The sequence below is a fragment of the Paraburkholderia tropica genome (assembly GCF_900109265.1).
Lineage (GTDB): Bacteria > Pseudomonadota > Gammaproteobacteria > Burkholderiales > Burkholderiaceae > Paraburkholderia > Paraburkholderia tropica.
In genome coordinates this window covers 38,491-55,236 of the sequence record NZ_FNZM01000011.1, presented here as the reverse complement: position 1 = coordinate 55,236, position 16,746 = coordinate 38,491, and the positions used below count along the sequence as shown (strand labels likewise).

The 16,746-nt window shown below is 67.1% G+C and carries 16 protein-coding genes; 13 read left to right on the top strand and 3 right to left on the bottom strand.

Annotation, left to right across the window (positions count from 1 at the left end; translation table 11 throughout):
• Positions 1-76: 76 nt before the first annotated feature.
• The 3 genes from BMY06_RS19220 to BMY06_RS19210 all read right to left on the bottom strand — a co-directional run bounded on the left by BMY06_RS19220 (position 77) and on the right by BMY06_RS19210 (position 3,836).
• On the bottom strand, positions 77-1,105 hold the full coding sequence (locus BMY06_RS19220; protein ID WP_074984652.1) for an ABC transporter permease: 1,029 nt from the start codon (positions 1,103-1,105) through the stop codon (positions 77-79).
• Positions 1,086-2,573 carry a sugar ABC transporter ATP-binding protein gene (locus BMY06_RS19215; protein WP_074984650.1) on the bottom strand — a complete coding sequence of 496 codons (1,488 nt, stop codon included), beginning with the start codon at positions 2,571-2,573 and terminating at the stop codon, positions 1,086-1,088. The genes BMY06_RS19220 and BMY06_RS19215 overlap by 20 nt, the downstream gene beginning before the upstream one ends.
• Positions 2,574-2,720: 147 nt before the next feature.
• Positions 2,721-3,836, bottom strand: a complete 1,116-nt coding sequence (locus BMY06_RS19210; RefSeq protein ID WP_074984649.1) for a LacI family DNA-binding transcriptional regulator — start codon at positions 3,834-3,836, stop codon at positions 2,721-2,723.
• A 319-nt stretch (positions 3,837-4,155) separates the two neighbouring features.
• On the opposite strand from BMY06_RS19210, the gene BMY06_RS19205 reads away from it, so the two are divergent.
• The 13 genes from BMY06_RS19205 to BMY06_RS19145 all read left to right on the top strand — a co-directional run bounded on the left by BMY06_RS19205 (position 4,156) and on the right by BMY06_RS19145 (position 16,744).
• Positions 4,156-4,809: a protein-L-isoaspartate O-methyltransferase family protein gene (locus tag BMY06_RS19205; protein ID WP_065057302.1), complete on the top strand. Its 654-nt coding sequence runs from the start codon at positions 4,156-4,158 to the stop codon at positions 4,807-4,809.
• Between the two features lie 98 nt (positions 4,810-4,907).
• Positions 4,908-5,231, top strand: a complete 324-nt coding sequence (locus BMY06_RS19200; protein WP_065057301.1) for a rhodanese-like domain-containing protein — start codon at positions 4,908-4,910, stop codon at positions 5,229-5,231.
• Positions 5,232-5,765: 534 nt separating this feature from the next.
• The gene (urtA, locus tag BMY06_RS19195; protein WP_065057300.1) at positions 5,766-7,070 is read left to right on the top strand and encodes an urea ABC transporter substrate-binding protein; all 1,305 of its coding nucleotides are present in this window, start codon (positions 5,766-5,768) and stop codon (positions 7,068-7,070) included.
• Between the two features lie 149 nt (positions 7,071-7,219).
• Positions 7,220-8,872, top strand: a complete 1,653-nt coding sequence (gene urtB, locus BMY06_RS19190; protein WP_074984648.1) for an urea ABC transporter permease subunit UrtB — start codon at positions 7,220-7,222, stop codon at positions 8,870-8,872.
• A gap of 2 nt (positions 8,873-8,874) precedes the next feature.
• Positions 8,875-10,065 carry an urea ABC transporter permease subunit UrtC gene (urtC, locus tag BMY06_RS19185; RefSeq protein WP_074984647.1) on the top strand — a complete coding sequence of 397 codons (1,191 nt, stop codon included), beginning with the start codon at positions 8,875-8,877 and terminating at the stop codon, positions 10,063-10,065.
• Between the two features lie 80 nt (positions 10,066-10,145).
• Entirely contained in the window at positions 10,146-10,931 is a 786-nt protein-coding gene (gene urtD, locus BMY06_RS19180; RefSeq protein ID WP_241030491.1) for an urea ABC transporter ATP-binding protein UrtD, read from the top strand.
• Between the two features lie 54 nt (positions 10,932-10,985).
• Entirely contained in the window at positions 10,986-11,681 is a 696-nt protein-coding gene (urtE, locus tag BMY06_RS19175) for an urea ABC transporter ATP-binding subunit UrtE (protein WP_074984646.1), read from the top strand.
• Between the two features lie 107 nt (positions 11,682-11,788).
• Complete coding sequence (locus BMY06_RS19170; protein WP_074984645.1) at positions 11,789-12,691, top strand: urease accessory protein UreD; 903 nt, start codon at positions 11,789-11,791, stop codon at positions 12,689-12,691.
• Positions 12,692-12,985: 294 nt separating this feature from the next.
• On the top strand, positions 12,986-13,288 hold the full coding sequence (gene ureA, locus BMY06_RS19165) for an urease subunit gamma (RefSeq protein ID WP_065057295.1): 303 nt from the start codon (positions 12,986-12,988) through the stop codon (positions 13,286-13,288).
• Positions 13,289-13,299: 11 nt separating this feature from the next.
• Complete coding sequence (locus BMY06_RS19160) at positions 13,300-13,605, top strand: urease subunit beta (protein ID WP_074984638.1); 306 nt, start codon at positions 13,300-13,302, stop codon at positions 13,603-13,605.
• 37 nt (positions 13,606-13,642) lie between these two features.
• Positions 13,643-15,349 carry an urease subunit alpha gene (ureC, locus tag BMY06_RS19155; protein ID WP_065057293.1) on the top strand — a complete coding sequence of 569 codons (1,707 nt, stop codon included), beginning with the start codon at positions 13,643-13,645 and terminating at the stop codon, positions 15,347-15,349.
• A gap of 47 nt (positions 15,350-15,396) precedes the next feature.
• Entirely contained in the window at positions 15,397-16,056 is a 660-nt protein-coding gene (gene ureE / locus BMY06_RS19150; protein WP_074984636.1) for an urease accessory protein UreE, read from the top strand.
• Positions 16,043-16,744, top strand: coding sequence for an urease accessory protein UreF (locus BMY06_RS19145; protein WP_074984635.1), 702 nt, complete (start codon positions 16,043-16,045; stop codon positions 16,742-16,744). Before ureE ends, BMY06_RS19145 begins: the two co-directional genes overlap by 14 nt.
• The last annotated feature ends 2 nt before the right edge of the window (positions 16,745-16,746 follow it).

Here is a 16,746-nt window from a genome sequence, read left to right as displayed (position 1 = left end):
GCGCGCACGCCCGTCCTTTGACCACGCCTTGCACCGACTATTATTTCGCTATCCGAACACAATAGCGCTCACACGACTACCGCCTGCCGCGTTGCAGGAAGGCCACGGCAATGATCGCCACGCCCTGCACCGCCGCGTTCAGATACACGCTGATGATGCTCGTGAGATTCAGAATGTTCGCGATCACCGAGAGCAGGATCGCGCCCACCACGGTGCCCGCCACGCGTCCTTCGCCGCCCTTGAGCGCCGTGCCGCCCACCACCACGGCCGCGATCGCTTCGAGTTCCCACAAGATGCCGGTGGTCGGCGTGGCCGAGCCCAGACGCGGCACGTAGAGCACCGTCGCCACGCCCACGCACACGCCGAGCAGCACATAGGTCGCGCACTTCACGCGATCGACGCGAATCGCCGCATAACGCGCGACCTGTTCGTTCGAGCCGATCGCCTGCACGTGCCGCCCGAACGCCGTGCGGTTGAGCACCAGCGCGCCGCCCGCCGCCATCAGCGCGAACACCCACACGGGCACCGGCACGCCGAAGAGGCTCGCGTAATACACGGGACCGTAGAGATCGACGAGATTGTTTTGCAGCGTGAGCGCGCCGCCGTCGGCGAGCCACGTGAGCACCGAGCGGAAAATGCCCAGCGTGCCGAGCGTGACGATGAACGGCTCGATGCGTCCGCGCGTGATGAGCAGCCCGTGCGCGAGACCGAACAGCGCGCCCAGCACGAGCGCGATCGCCATGCCGATCGCAATGATGGCGAGCGGCGCGAACGCGTGGCTGTTCACGCCCGCCGCGAGCGCGTTCATCACCCAGATCATCACGCCCGCGATCAGCGCCGCCATCGAGCCCACGGAAAGATCGATACCGCCCGAGATGATCACGAAGGTCATGCCCACCGCGATGATGCCGATGAACGACGTGCGCGTGAGCACGTTGAGCAGATTGTCGACGGTCGCGAAGTCGCGGTTAAGCAGCGTGCCGACCACGCACAGCGCGACGAGGCCGATCAGCGGCCCCACGCCCGCGAGCCGGTGCGCGAGCCGCACGACGAAGCGCCGCGTGCGCGCCTGGGCGCTCGCCGCTTCAGTGGGTGCCGGTTGCATGGGCGATCAGCTCCTCTTCGTTCAGATGGTCGCGGCCGAGCGTGGCGACGAGCCGCCCCGCGCGCATCACCGCGACGCGATGCGCGAGGCCGATCAACTCGATCAGCTCCGACGAAATCACCACCACCGCGCGTCCCGAGGCCGCGAGCCGCTCGATCAGGAAATAGATGTCGCGTTTCGCGCCGATATCGACGCCGCGCGTGGGTTCGTCGAGCACGATCACGCGCGGATCGGGCTGCAGGAATTTGGCGAGCGCGAGCTTCTGCTGATTGCCGCCCGAGAGCATGCGCGCGCGGCTCGACAGGTCGCCGGTGCGAATGCCGAATTCGCGCACCGCCGTTTCGAGCGCGCCGCGCGCGGCCTTCAGGTCGAGCAGCGGATGGCCGTAGCGTTCGAGCGTCATCAGCGTGAGGTTGTCCTGGAGGTTCAGATTCAGATGCAGACCTTTGCCCTTGCGGTCCTCGCTCAGATACGTGAGGCCGTGGCGCATGGCGTCGCGCGGATGCTTGAGCGTCACCGCCCGCCCGCCGATCTCCACCTCGCCCGCCAGCTTGCGGCGCAGCCCGACGAGCGCCTCGAAGGCTTCGCTGCGCCCCGCGCCCACGAGTCCCGCGAAGCCGAGAATCTCGCCCGCGCGCACCTCGAAGCTCAGGTCCTCGACCCAGCCCGGCACGGCGAGGCCGCGCACCCGCAACGCGACGGGCGCGTCGGCGGCGACGAGGCGCTTGTCGGGAAACATGTCGGAGACGTCGCGGCCCACCATCAGGTTGGCCATCTGCTGACGCGCGAGGCCCGCTGTCGCGCTCGCGGCCACGAAGCGGCCGTCGCGCATCACGATCACGTCGTCGGTGATGCGCTCCACTTCGTCGAGCTTGTGCGAGATGTAGACGATCGTCGCGCCGTCCGCGCGCAGCTTCGTCATCAGCGTGAACAGGCGCGCGGTTTCGCTGGGCGTGAGCGTGGCCGTGGGTTCGTCCATGATGAGCAGGCGCGCGCGGCGCGCGAGCGCCTTGGCGATTTCCACGAGCTGCTTTTCGGCGACGATCAGCTCGCGCACGAGCGTGTCGGGATGACGTTCGAGCCCGACCTGGGCGAGCAGCGCGCGCGCTTCGCGGCGCATCGCGGTGTCGTCGACAAAGAGGCCGCGCTTCTTTTCGTGGCCCAGAAAGATGTTCTGCGCGATCGTCAGATGCTCGGCGAGATTGAACTCCTGATGGATCAGCACGATGCCCGCGGCTTCGGCGGCGCGCGAGCCGTCGAACTGGCAGGCGCGGCCGTCGACGAGCATCTCGCCCGCGCTCGGGCGCTCGTAGCCCGCGAGGATTTTCATCAGCGTGGATTTGCCCGCGCCGTTCTCGCCCAGCAGTCCGTGAATGCGGCCCGGCGCGAGGTCGAAGCTCACGCCGTGCAGCACGCGCACGGGGCCAAAGTCCTTGCGGATATCGTTGAATCGCACGGCGACGCTCATGGCCGCTCGCTCCTCCAATTCGCGCGGGGTCCGGCGGGCCGCGTGCACGTCGACTTGCCGTGCGGCGCTGCCCGCCTTCTCTCGCTGGTCTCCACTGCTAATAAGCGTTTGTCCTGCGATCCAGCATGTTCAGCCGACCCCGCGCGTTCAGGCGCTGCGCCGCACCACCAGCCGATGCGGCAACAGCACGCCCGGCACGTTCGCGCGCGGATCGGCGAGCCGCTTCAGCAGCAGACGCGCGGCCGTTTCGCCGAGTTCGCGCATCGGCTGTGCGATGGTCGTGAGCGGCGGATCGATCTGCGCGGCCAGCGCGATATCGTCGAAACCGACCACGGCGACGTCGTCGGGCACCGCCCAGCCGCTGCCGCGCAAACCATTGACGACGCCCACCGCGAGCGTGTCCGAAACCGCGAAAATCGCGTCCGGCTTCGCCGCGCGCGCGCCGCCGCGTTGCGCCATGAGCGCGGCGGCAGCCTGCGCGCCCGCGTCGTAATCCAGACAGTTCAGATTCACGCGCCACGCTTCGCGCGCCTCGATGCCCGCTTCGGCGAGCGCGGCGAGGTAGCCGTCGCGGCGCTGCTGCGCATACAGATAGTGATCGTCGGAATTGATCAGCGCGATGCGCCGCCGCCCGCGCGCGATCAGATGGCGCACCGCGTCGCGCGCCGCCCCGAAATTGTCGATGCCCACGTAAGGCACGCCCGCGGCCGGATCGAACTCGCAGCACGCGACCCACGGCAGCGCCGGTTCGTGCGCGGCGGCGCGGTTGGCCTGCTGCACCGTGGCCGGATCGAGGCAGATAGCGCCGTCCGCGCGATGGCGGCGCAGCAGGTCGAAGTAACTACGCTCGCGGCCCGCGTCGGCGCCCGTGTCGCAGAGCAGCATGAAATAGCCGTGCTGGCGCGCGACGCTGTCGATGCCGCGCACGATCTCGGCGTAAAACGGATTGCCGAAGTCCGGCACCATCGTCAGCAGCAGGCGGCTTTCCGCCGTGCGCAGGTTGCGCGCCAGCTCGTTGACGCGATAGCCGCTCGTCTCGACCTCGGCGAGCACGCGTGCGCGCGTGGCGGGCCGCACGTTGGTGTGGCCGTTGAGCACACGCGACACCGTGGCCACCGAGACGCCCACGCGCCGCGCCACTGCCGCGATGGAGCCGCCGCGCGCGTCGCTGCCGGCGGCGGCGGCCTGCGCCGCGGCCTCGTCCGCTTCGGCTGACGCCGCCGGATCGGCTTGTGAGGCGTGCGGCTGGGCGGTGGTCGTCATGAAAAAGGCGATCGGTGGCAGGGTCGAGGCTGTCGAAGATGGCCGCGCGGGCGCGTCGGCAATGTAATCGATTACATTCTTGGTTCGCGAACGGCGAAACTTCAAGGCGCACGAAGCCAGGACAAATACTGATCCCGCGCCGGCCCCGCGCTGCCGGCGGGCGGACGCCGCCGCAAAGGCCTTTGGTACAATCTCGCGATTGCCTGGCACCGTTTTTCGGGGCGTCCGCAGCGGCACGCGGCCGCCAGGACAGCCAGTCACCGCCAGTCCCCCTTACGTATCGCCCGAACTTCGAACCGAACCATAACGCCGAGTCACCATGAACATCGAACAAGCGCGTTTCAACATGATCGAACAGCAGATTCGCCCCTGGGAAGTGCTCGACCAGGACGTGCTGAATCTGCTCTCGATCGTCAAGCGTGAGCATTTCGTCCCCGCGGCCTATGTCGATATCGCGTTCGCCGACCTGGAACTGCCGCTGCCCAATGGTCAGCACATGCTCGCGCCGCGCGTCGAAGCGCGCGTGCTGCAGGAACTCGCGGTGAAAAAGCACGAGAGCGTGCTCGAAATCGGCGCCGGTTCGGGCTACATGGCGGCCCTGCTCGCGCACCGCGCGCAACAGGTGCTGACGGTGGAAATCGACACGGAACTGGCCGAATTCGCGCGCGCCAACTTCGTGAAGAACGGCGTGCTGAACGCCGAAGTCGCGGTCGGCGACGCGGCGCGCGGCTGGGCCGCGAACGCGCCGTACGACGTGATCTGCGTCTCGGGCGGCCTGCCGGTCGTGCCGCAGGAACTGCTGGAGCAGCTCAAGGTGGGCGGCCGTCTGGCGGCGTTCGTCGGCAGCGCGCCGGTCATGGAAATGCAGATCATCACGCGTATGGACGAGAAGCAGTACCGCATTGCTGGCGTGTTCGAAACCTACGTCGAACCGCTGCAAAACGCCGTGCAGCCGTCGCGCTTCAAGTTCTAAGTGGTCGCCGGGCCGCGTGTGCGGCCCCGCGCCCTGCATTACGTCCCTGTGTTACGTTTATCTTCCGTTTTTCTCCGCTTTCTCCGACTGAGTCTTCCATGCAGATCCTGACCGCCCCCGCCCTCGCCGAATGGCTCGCCGACTCCGCGCGCCCGGCGCCCGTCCTGCTCGACGTGCGCGAGCCGTGGGAAATCGAGACCGCGAAGATCGACGGCAGCATCTCGATTCCGATGGCGCAGATCCCCGCGCGCAGCGAAGAACTCGACGACGACGCGCAGATCGTTTGCATCTGCCATCACGGCGCGCGCAGCGCCCAGGTCGCGATGTTCCTCGAATCGCGCGGCCACACGCAAGTGTTTAACCTGCAAGGCGGCATCGACGCGTGGTCGCGTCAGGTCGATCCGAAGGTGCCGACGTACTGATTGCGGCAAGACCGGTCCATCACCGGTCAAGATGATGTCTTCGTCGAAGGGCGCGGTTCACACCGCGCCCTTTCGCATTTCTGCGCGCTTCGCATTCATGCGTGCAGCGCCTCGTCGCACTTCGATCGGAATGCGTGCTTGCACAACGATGTAGCGCGCGCGCCGACTTCTCCGCCTGCCGCATGCACCCCGCATGCACCTGATCGCATCGTCATGCACTGCGCGCGACGCATGCACCGCGACGATCATCGGCTTTCATGCACGCGCGCACTGCAACGATGCAGTGCGCCCGAACATGCGTCCCGCTGCACCAGATTCGCCCGCCCGCCGCACGTCGCGTTCGCGTACGTCCGTCTCGTCTTGCTTCGCCGGAAGCCCGCCCCGCGCTCGGCACGCGTCGACGGCACGCGCATCGCGCTTCTCACGCGCGCTGGCATAGCCTTTGCAGTAACAACCCCGCAAGGCTGGACACACCAACGGGGGCGCGTAATCAGACGCGCCGAGACCCACGACTTCACCCATAGGGGCATCTACATGAAACGTCGCAGTCTGTTGAAACTCGGGACGATGTCGGGCGCGCTCGCCGTAGCGGGGCGCGTGCCGTTCGCGCATGCCGACACGGGCAGCGGGCCGATCAAGGTCGGCATCCTGCATTCGCTCTCGGGCACGATGGCGATCTCGGAGACGTCGCTCAAGGACACCGCATTGATGACGATCGCCGACATCAACAAGAACGGCGGCGTGATGGGGCGTCAGATTCAGCCCGTGGTCGTGGACCCCGCATCGAACTGGCCGCTGTTCGCGGAGAAGGCCCGCCAGCTGCTCACGCAGGACAAGGTCGCGTGCGTGTTCGGCTGCTGGACCTCGGTGTCGCGCAAGTCGGTGCTGCCGGTGTTCGAGGAGCTGAACGGCCTGCTCTACTACCCGGTGCAGTACGAAGGCGAGGAAATGTCGCGCAACGTGTTCTACACGGGCGCCGCGCCGAACCAGCAGGCGCTTCCGGCCGTGGAATATCTGATGAGCGCGGAAGGCGGCGGCGCGAAGCGTTTCTTCCTGCTCGGCACCGACTATGTGTATCCGCGCACGACCAACAAGATCCTGCGCGCCTTCCTGCACTCGAAGGGCGTGCAGGACGCCGATATTCAGGAGGTCTACACGCCGTTCGGTCATAGCGACTATCAGACCATCGTCGCGAACATCAAGACCTTCTCGCAGGGCGGCAAGACCACCGTCGTCTCGACCATCAACGGCGACTCGAACGTGCCGTTCTACAAGGAACTCGGCAACCAGGGCATCAAGGCGACCGACGTGCCCGTGGTCGCGTTCTCGGTGGGCGAGGAAGAACTGCGCGGCATCGACACCAAGCCGCTCGTCGGCCACCTCGCGGCGTGGAATTACTTCATGTCGGTGAAGGGCGCGCAGAACACGAAGTTCAAGGAGCAGTTCGAGGCGTGGGTGAAGGCGAACAATCTGCCGGGCGGCAGCAAGCGCGTCACCAACGATCCGATGGAAGCGACCTTCGTCGGCATCCACATGTGGAAGCAGGCTGTCGAAAAAGCGAAGAGCACCGACGTCGACAAGGTGCGCACGGCGATGATCGGCCAGACCGTGGCGGCGCCCTCGGGCTTCACGCTGACGATGGACGGCAACCATCACCTGCACAAGCCGGTGATGATCGGCGAGATTCGCGGCGACGGTCAGTTCAACGTCGTGTGGCGCACCAAGACCGCGATCCGCGCGCAGCCGTGGAGCCCGTATATCGCCGGCAACGAAGGCAAGCCGGACGTGGTCACGCAGGACGTGTTGCCGAACTTCCTGCGCCGTTCGCGCACGGCCTGATCGTCGCGATCGCACGGCCATCCTGCGCGCCATGCACGTCATGCAAGCCACGCGCGGCGCACTCTGAGCGCCGCGCGCGTTCTGCCCACGGGCCGCCGCTTGCGCCCGCGTTTGCGCGACGCGGCGGCCCGCATCATAAAGACCTCATCATGGCTCTCTCATTCCCGAGGTACGCCCGCCTGGGCTTGCGGCGCGCGATTGCCAGCGTCACGCTGTGCATGACGCTGTTCGCCACCTTCACGACCGCCGCGCACGCGCTTGAAGCCGCCGACGTCGCCCCGCTCGGCGGCGACGACTTCGACGCCAAGTCCGCCGCCGTCGACAAACTCATTGCCCTCCACGACGCCGCCTCGCTCGCGCTGCTCAAGGCGCTCGCCGAGGACAACGTGAGCGCCACCGACGCCGGCGAAGTGCTCGTCACCGACGGCGACGCCGCGCGCGACGCCGCCACCGGCAAACCGGTCGCCGCCGACGTCGCGTCGAGTGCGCAGCCCATCACGCTGAACAATCTGCTGCGCTCGAAAGTGGCCGGCGCGGTCTCGGGCCTGCAACTCGCGTCGCCCGATCTGGCAACGCGCCGCGCGGCCATCGCCGAGCTGCTGAAGAATCCCGATCCGTCGATGAAGCCGATGATCGACGCCGCCCGCGCGAAGGAAACCGACGCCGCGCTCAAGCGCCGCCTCGACACGCTCTGGGCGATGACCGCGCTGCGCGACCCGAACGCGGCCACGCGCCTCGAAGCGACCAGGCTCGTCGCGGCGCGCCACGATCTCGACATGTACGAACTGCTGCGCCCGCTCGTCGCGAAGAACGCGAGCGGCGCATTCAACGAACCCGACGCCGATGTGCGCGCCGTCGCGCAGCAAGGCATCGACGCGCTCGACTCGATCCAGCGCCGCAGCGAAATCGCGGGCACGCTGTTCGCGGGTCTCTCGCTTGGCAGCGTGCTGCTGCTCGCGGCGCTCGGCCTCGCGATCACGTACGGTCTGATCGGCGTGATCAACATGGCGCACGGCGAGTTTCTGATGATCGGCGCGTACGCCACCTATGTCGTGCAGACGCTGTTCCAGCGCTATGCGCCGGGCGCGTTCGACTGGTATCCGCTGCTGGCGATTCCGGCCTCGTTCGTCGCCGCCGCGCTCGTGGGCGCAGTGATCGAGCGCCTCGTGATCCGCCATCTGTATGGCCGCCCGCTCGAAACGCTGCTCACCACCTTCGGCATCAGCCTGATCCTGATTCAGGCCACGCGCATGATCTTCGGCGCGCAGAACGTGCAGGTCGAAAACCCCGCGTGGATGAGCGGCGGCGTGACCGTGATGCAGAACCTGATCCTGCCGTACAACCGCCTCGCGATTCTCGCCTTCGCACTGATCGTGGTCGGCATCGCATGGACCGTGCTGACGAAAACGCGCCTCGGCCTGTTCGTGCGCGCCGTCACGCAGAATCGCCGCATGGCCGCGTGCGTGGGCGTGCGCACCGCGCGCGTCGATGCATGGGCGTTCGCGTTCGGTGCGGGCATCGCCGGACTCGGCGGCTGCGCGCTCTCGCAGATCGGCAATGTCGGTCCGGACCTCGGCCAGAGCTACATCATCGATTCGTTCATGGCCGTGGTGCTCGGCGGCGTGGGCCAGATCGCCGGCACCGTGATCGGCGGCTTCGGGCTCGGGCTCGTCTCGAAGGCCATCGAGCCGTTCTGGGGCGCGGTGCTCGCGAAGATCGCCGTGCTCGTGCTGATCGTGCTGTTCATCCAGAAGCGTCCGCAGGGCCTGTTCGCCCTCAAGGGCCGCAGCGCGGAGGTTTGACCATGACGACCGCCACCTCCACTTCGCCGCGTTCGGCGCTCGCGCCGCACGACGGCAACGCCGACACCTTCGCGCTCGGCCTGCCCGCGCGCCCCGCCCTGCTCTCGCGGCGCGCGTGGCTCGCGCTCATCGCGCTGATCATCGCGATGGGCGTGGGCGTGCCGCTGTGCGCGCTGGTGCTGCCGCAAACGAGCGCGCTGCATCTCTCCGCCTACACGATGACGCTCGCGGGCAAGCTCATGTGCTACGCGATCGCCGCGCTGGCGCTCGATCTCGTCTGGGGCTACTGCGGCATCCTGAGCCTCGGCCACGGCCTGTTCTTCGCGCTGGGCGGCTACGCCATCGGCATGTACCTGATGCGCCAGATCGGCCACGACGGCAAGTACGGCAGCGATCTGCCCGACTTCATGGTGTTTCTCGACTGGCACAGCCTGCCGTGGTACTGGAGCGGCACGCAGCATCTCGGCTACGCGCTGCTGCTCGTCGTGCTCGTGCCCGCCGTGGTCGCGTGGGTGTTCGGCTTCTTCACGTTCCGCTCGCGCGTGAAGGGTGTGTATCTGTCGATCATCACGCAGGCCATGACCTTCGCGGCGATGCTGCTGTTCTATCGCAACGAGACCGGCTTCGGCGGCAATAACGGCTTCACCGATTTCAAGCGCATCGCCGGCATGCCGATCACGCATCCGGGCACGCGCACGGTGCTGTTCCTGCTGACCTTCGCCACGCTCGTGCTCGCGTTTCTCGCGGCGCGCGCGATCGTCACCTCGAAGCTCGGACGCGTGGTCACCGCCGTGCGCGACGGCGAAACGCGCCTGATGTTCCTCGGCTACAGCCCGCTCGGCTACAAGCTGTTCATCTGGACCGTGTCGGCGATGCTCTGCGGCATCGCGGGCGCGCTCTACGTGCCGCAGGTCGGCATCATCAATCCGAGCGAAATGTCGCCGGGCAACTCGATCGAAATGGCGATCTGGGTGGCCGTGGGCGGACGCGGCACGCTGATCGGCCCGATCATCGGCGCGTTCGCGGTGAACGGCGCAAAGAGCTTCTTCACCGCTTATTTCGCCGAATACTGGCTGTTCTTCCTCGGCCTCATTTTCGTGCTCGTGCCGCTGTTGCTGCCCAACGGCATCATGGGCCTCATCGAACTCGCCGTGCGGCGCATGAAGCTCGCGGCAGGAGGCAAGCGCTCATGAACGGACACATCCTGCTCAACGATCCGCTCAATCACAATCCGTTCGACGAGGAAGGCCTCACGCTCTCGGGCGTCGCCGACATGGGTCACGTGGTCGAGCCCGGCGTGATCGACACCTCGCACGGCACGATTCTGTATCTCGAAGACGTGACCGTGAGCTTCGACGGCTTTCGCGCGCTCAACAAGCTCTCGCTCGAGATCGACGCGGGCGAATTGCGCTGCGTGATCGGTCCGAACGGCGCGGGCAAGACCACGATGATGGACGTCATCACCGGCAAGACCTCGCCCGATTCGGGCAAGGTGTTTCTCGGCCAGACGCTCGACCTCACGCGCATGAACGAACCGGCCATCGCGCGCGTGGGCATCGGCCGCAAGTTCCAGAAGCCGACCGTGTTCGAGCAGCATCCCGTGTGGGAAAACCTCGAACTCGCGATGAAGGCCGACAAGGGCTGGTTCGCCACGCTGCGTGCGCGGCTCGGGCGCGACGCGCAGGCGAAGATCGAGCAGACGCTCGAAACGATCCGCCTCGAAAGCGACGCGCGCCGGCTCGCGGGCGAGCTCTCGCACGGGCAGAAGCAGCGGCTCGAAATCGGCATGCTGCTGATGCAGAAGCCGCAGTTGCTGCTGCTCGACGAACCCGCCGCGGGCATGACCGACGACGAGACGATGGAACTCGCCGCACTGCTCAATCGACTGCGCGGCAGTTGCTCGATGATGGTGGTCGAGCACGACATGGAGTTCGTCGCGGCGCTCGCGGGCGCGACCGGACGCGTGACCGTGATGGCCGAAGGCCGCGTGCTCGCGCACGGCACGCTCGACGAGGTCAAGCGCGACGAAACGGTGATCGAATCGTATCTGGGCCGCTGAGCCTCTCCCAACCGGCCCGAGAAGGGATCGACAAAGCCTCGACAAGGCATCGACATGCTCACAATCGAATCGCTGAACCAGTATTACGGCGGCAGCCACATCCTGCGCAACGTCTCGATGACGGTGCCCGAAGGCGAACTCACGGTGCTGCTCGGCCGCAACGGCGTGGGCAAGACCACGCTGCTGCGCTGCCTGATGGGCGTGGTGCCGACGAAGAACGGCAGCATCGCGTGGCGCGACACCGCGCTCACGAAAATGCCCACGCACGCGCGCGTGGCGCACGGCCTCGCGTACGTGCCGCAAGGGCGCGATATCTTTCCGCGTCTCACGGTCGAGGAGAATCTGCTGGTGGGCGCGGCGAGCAAGAAGCGCATGCCCAAGGGCGTGCCCGAGCACATCTACACGCTCTTTCCCGTGCTCAAGGACATGAAGTCACGGCGCGGCGGCGATCTCTCGGGCGGCCAGCAGCAGCAGCTCGCCATCGGCCGCGCGCTGATGAGCGAACCGCAGTTGCTGATACTCGACGAACCGACCGAAGGCATTCAGCCGTCGATCATTCAGGAGATCGGGCGCACGCTGCGCAGGCTCGTCGAGGAGATGAATCTCACCGTGCTGCTGGTCGAGCAGTATTACGACTTCGCGAAGGCCATCGCCGACCGTTACTGGGTGATGAGCCGCGGCGAAATCGTCGCGGGCGGCGCGGGCGCGCAGATGGATGCGGACGGCGTGCGCGAGCTGATCGCCGTTTGAGCGGGAAATCCAGCGGCGAGATCGCGCGGATTTTGGACCGGGCGGAACGCGCGGCCCCGCGTGCTATCCTCCACGCCAACTTCCGCACTGGTCCGCACGAAATCCGCATGTCGCTTCACGAAGATCACGCCGCGCTCGCCAACACCACGCTGCGCCAGGTCGCGCAACCCGAATGGGCCGCGAAGCTCGAACTCGGTTTCGAACTTCAAAAGGCGCGCACGGCGCTCACGCATCGTCTGCATGTGGGACCGCTGCGCGTGCAACGTCCGCTCTATCCCGAAGGCGACGCGATCTGCCATGCGGTGATCGTGCATCCGCCGGCGGGGATCGCGGGCGGCGACCGCCTCGACATCGACGTGAACGTGGGCGACGGCGCGCACGCCGTGCTCACCACGCCGGGCGCGACCAAGTGGTACAAGTCGAACGGCCGCGTCGCGCGCCAGCGCATCAAGGTGCGCGTGGGCGACGGCGCGAAGCTCGACTGGCTGCCGCAGAACAATCTCGTCTTCGATCACGCGCACGCGGAACTCGACTTCGCGCTCACGCTCGGCGCGGGCGCGACGGCTATCGGCTGGGACGCGACGCAGCTGGGCCGCCAGGCGGCGGGCGAGCGCTGGTCGGCGGGCATGCTGCGCGCGCTCACGCGCGTCGTGCGCTCGGCCACGCCCGAGGCCGAGGAACAGTTGCTCTGGTTCGAGCGCGCGCTGATCGACGCCGCCGATCCGCTGCGCGACGCGCCGCAAGGTCTCGCAGGCTTTCCGGCGTTCGGCGTGCTGTGGGCGATCGGCCCCGCGTGCACCGACGCGCTCGCGCAGGATCTCGCCGCCACGCTGCCGTTCGACGACGCGCTGCGCTCGGGCGCGAGCTGCATCGCGCCGGGCGTGCTGCTCGTGCGCGTGGTGGGCCGCTCGATGGAGCCGCTGCAAGCCACGCTCGCGCAATGCTGGACGCAACTGCGTCCGTTCGTGCATGGCGTGAAGGCCGCGCCGCTGCGTCTGTGGACGACCTGATCCGCATCGCTGCTGCTTAACGTCGCACCATCCTGGCGCGCGTTCGCGCGTCCACGCACAAACTCGCGACATCGAGACGCCAACGCGGTGCACGAACACCGCGCATATGGTGCATCCACGCTGGCCCCTTCATTGGCACACACCTTGCTGTGAGCTTGCAGCGAATCGTGCGCGCCGCGCGCGAGGCAGCAAGCTGTCCGTAACCTGGCTCCCGTAAGCTGGTCCGCGCCCTTCCCGCGCGCCTGGCCGCTTCGGCTGTCACGCGTCCAGACTTGCCCCAACCGAACCAGAACGATGAAGCTCACGCCACGCGAGAAAGACAAGCTCCTGATCTTCACCGCCGCGCTGCTCGCCGAACGGCGCCGCGCGCGCGGCCTCAAGCTCAACTATCCGGAAGCGGTGGCGTTCATCAGCGCCGCGCTGATGGAAGCCGCCCGCGACGGCAAGACCGTCGCCGAGGTCATGCACTACGGCACCACGCTGCTCACGCGCGACGACGTGATGGACGGCGTGCCCGAAATGATCCCCGACATTCAGGTCGAAGCGACCTTCCCCGACGGCACCAAGCTCGTCACCGTCCACCATCCGATTCCCTGAAGGACGCGCCCATGATCCCCGGCGAAATGCTGATCGACGACGGCGAAATCGAACTCAACGCGGGCCGCGAGACGCTCAGCGTGACGGTCGCGAACACGGGCGACCGCCCGGTGCAGATCGGCTCGCACTACCACTTCTACGAAGTGAACGAAGCGCTCGTGTTCGAGCGCGAGGTCACGCGCGGCTTCCGGCTGAACATCGCGGCGGGCACGGCCGTGCGCTTCGAGCCCGGCCAGGAGCGCACCGTCGAACTCGTCGCGCTCGCGGGCGAGCGCGCGGTCTATGGCTTCAACGGCAAGGTGATGGGCCCGCTCTGAGCGGCGCGTCACGCCCCGAATTCATCAGGAATCCGATATGACATTGAAGATCGGCCGCCGCGCCTACGCGGAGATGTTCGGCCCCACGACCGGCGACCGCGTGCGTCTCGCCGACACCGAACTGCTCATCGAGATCGAGCGCGACTACACCGTCTACGGCGACGAAGTGAAGTTCGGCGGCGGCAAGGTGATCCGCGACGGCATGGGCCAGTCGCAGCGCCTGCACGCCGAAGTCGCCGATACGGTCGTGACCAACGCCGTGATCATCGATCACTGGGGCATCGTGAAGGCCGACATCGGCATCAAGGACGGGCGCGTCTGGCGCATCGGCAAGGCGGGCAATCCGGACGTGCAGCCGGGCGTGACGATTCCCATCGGCGCCTCGACCGAAGTGATCGCGGGCGAAGGCCAGATCGTCACGGCGGGCGGCATCGACACGCACATCCACTTCATCAGCCCGCAGCAGATCGACGAGGCGCTCGCGAGCGGCGTGACGACGATGCTCGGCGGCGGCACCGGCCCGGCGACGGGCACCAACGCCACCACCTGCACGCCGGGCCCGTGGCACATGGAACGCATGCTCCAGGCCGCCGACGGCTGGCCGATCAACCTCGGCTTTCTCGGCAAGGGCAACGTGAGCCTGCCCGCGCCCGCCGAGGAACAGATCGCGGCCGGCGCGATCGGCCTGAAGCTGCACGAGGACTGGGGCTCGACGCCCGCGGCCATCGACAACTGCCTGAGCGTGGCCGACGACACCGACACCCAGGTGGCGATTCACACCGACACGCTCAACGAATCGGGCTTCGTGGAAGCGACCGTGGGCGCGTTCAAGGGCCGCACGATCCACACGTATCACACCGAAGGCGCGGGCGGCGGCCACGCGCCCGACATCATCAAGGTCTGCGGCGAGGCGAACGTGCTGCCCTCCTCGACCAATCCCACGCGCCCGTACACCGTCAACACGCTCGACGAACACCTCGACATGCTGATGGTCTGCCATCACCTCGATCCGTCGATTGCCGAAGATATTGCTTTCGCCGAATCGCGCATTCGCCGCGAAACCATCGCTGCCGAAGACATCCTGCACGACCTCGGCGCGCTGTCGATGCTTTCTTCGGATTCCCAGGCAATGGGCCGCGTGGGCGAAGTCATCATCCGCACGTGGCAGACCGCACACAAGATGAAGGTGCAACGCGGCGCGCTGCCCGAGGACAACGCGCGCAACGACAACTTCCGCGTCAAGCGCTATGTGGCGAAGTACACGATCAATCCGGCGCTCACGCACGGCATCGCGCATGAAGTGGGATCGATCGAGCCGGGCAAATGGGCCGATCTGGTGTTCTGGGATCCGGCCTTCTTCGGCATCAAGCCCTCGCTGATTCTCAAGGGCGGCATGATCGCGCTCGCGCAGATGGGCGACCCGAATGCGTCGATTCCGACGCCGCAGCCCGTGCATTATCGTGAGATGTTCGGCACGCGCGGACGCGCGCTCACGCAGACCTCGCTCACCTTCGTCTCGCAACTCTCGCTCGACAAAGGCATCGTCGATCGTTATGGTCTGCAAAAGCGCGTGGTCGCGGTGCGCAATTGCCGGAGCGTGACGAAGGCCGACATGATCCACAATGCATGGCAGCCGTCGATCAGCGTCGATCCCGAAACCTACCAGGTGGTCGCGGACGGCCAGTTGCTCACCTGCGAACCCGCCACGGTGCTGCCGATGGCGCAGCGGTATTTTCTGTTCTGATCTGTTCGGGATTCACGAACAGCATTCATGAAGTTTGAAGTATTGATATGCGCACGATCGACAAACGACTCAACGCCAAACTCGCGCCCGTGCTGGTCAAGCGCGCGCCCACCCTCACGCTCGCCTACGACGAGCGCTGCAAGAGCCGCCTCGCGGCCAGGCTCGACACGGGCGAGGACGTGGGCGTGGTGCTGCCGCGCGGCGCGGTGCTGCGTGACGGCGACATGCTGGTCGCCGACGACGGCGGCCTCGTGCGCGTGATCGCGGCGGCGCAAAGCGTGCTGCGCGTGCGCGCGCACGACCGCCTCACGCTCACGCGCGCGGCGTATCACCTCGGCAATCGCCATACGCCCGTGGAAGTGGGCGTCGACGAACTGAAGCTCGAAGCCGATCCGGTGCTCGAAGACATGCTCAAGCGCCTCGGCGCGCAGGTCGAGCGCGCGGAACTGCCGTTCCAGCCCGAGTCGGGCGCGTATGGCGGCGGGCATCGTCACGGTCACGATGCGACGTTCGCCGAAGACTATGCGCTCGCGCAGCGCGTGTACGACGAGCATCACGGCCATTCGCACGCACACGATCACGCACACGGCCACGATCATTCGCACGATCACAAACATCCGCACGATCACGGTGATGACCACGAATGCGGACACGACCACGGTCATTGCGACGGCCACGCGCACGACCACAGCCATGAACATCGCTGAACTCACCGCGCTGCTGCATCTCGCGTCGCCGGCGCTGCCGATCGGCGCGTTCAGCTATTCGCAGGGACTCGAAGCGGCGATCGACGCCAGGCTGGTCGAAACCGCCGACGACGCCGCGCACTGGATCGCCCACGGCCTCGCCAACGTGCTCGCGCCCGGCGAGTTGCCGTTCCTCGCGCATCAGCTCGAACGCTGGCGCGCGCACGATACGGATAACGCCGCCGCTGCCACGCAAGCGCTGATCGACGCCAACGCGGAATTCATCGCGAGCCGCGAATCGGCGGAACTGCGTCGCGAGACCGCGCAGATGGGCTGGTCGCTGCGCCAGCTCTGCGCGCAACTCGAATGGGGCGACGCCGCGCGCCGCGCCACGCTCGATCGCATGACGCCCGTCGCGCAGCCCACGGCGTTCGCCTTCGCGGCTTACGCGCACGATGCGTCCACGGAAGCGACGCTTGCCGCCTACGCGTTCAGTTGGGTCGAGAACCAGACGGCCGCCGCGCTCAAGGCGGTGCCGCTCGGCCAGGTCGCGGGGCAACGCATCGTCGTCGCGCTGCGGCCTGCGATCGCCGACGCCGTGGCGCGCGCGCTCGCCACGCCGCCCGACTCGCTCAACACGTTCGCGCCGCAGCTCGGCATTCTGAGCGCGCGCCATGAATCGCAATACTCGCGGCTGTTTCGTTCCTGAGC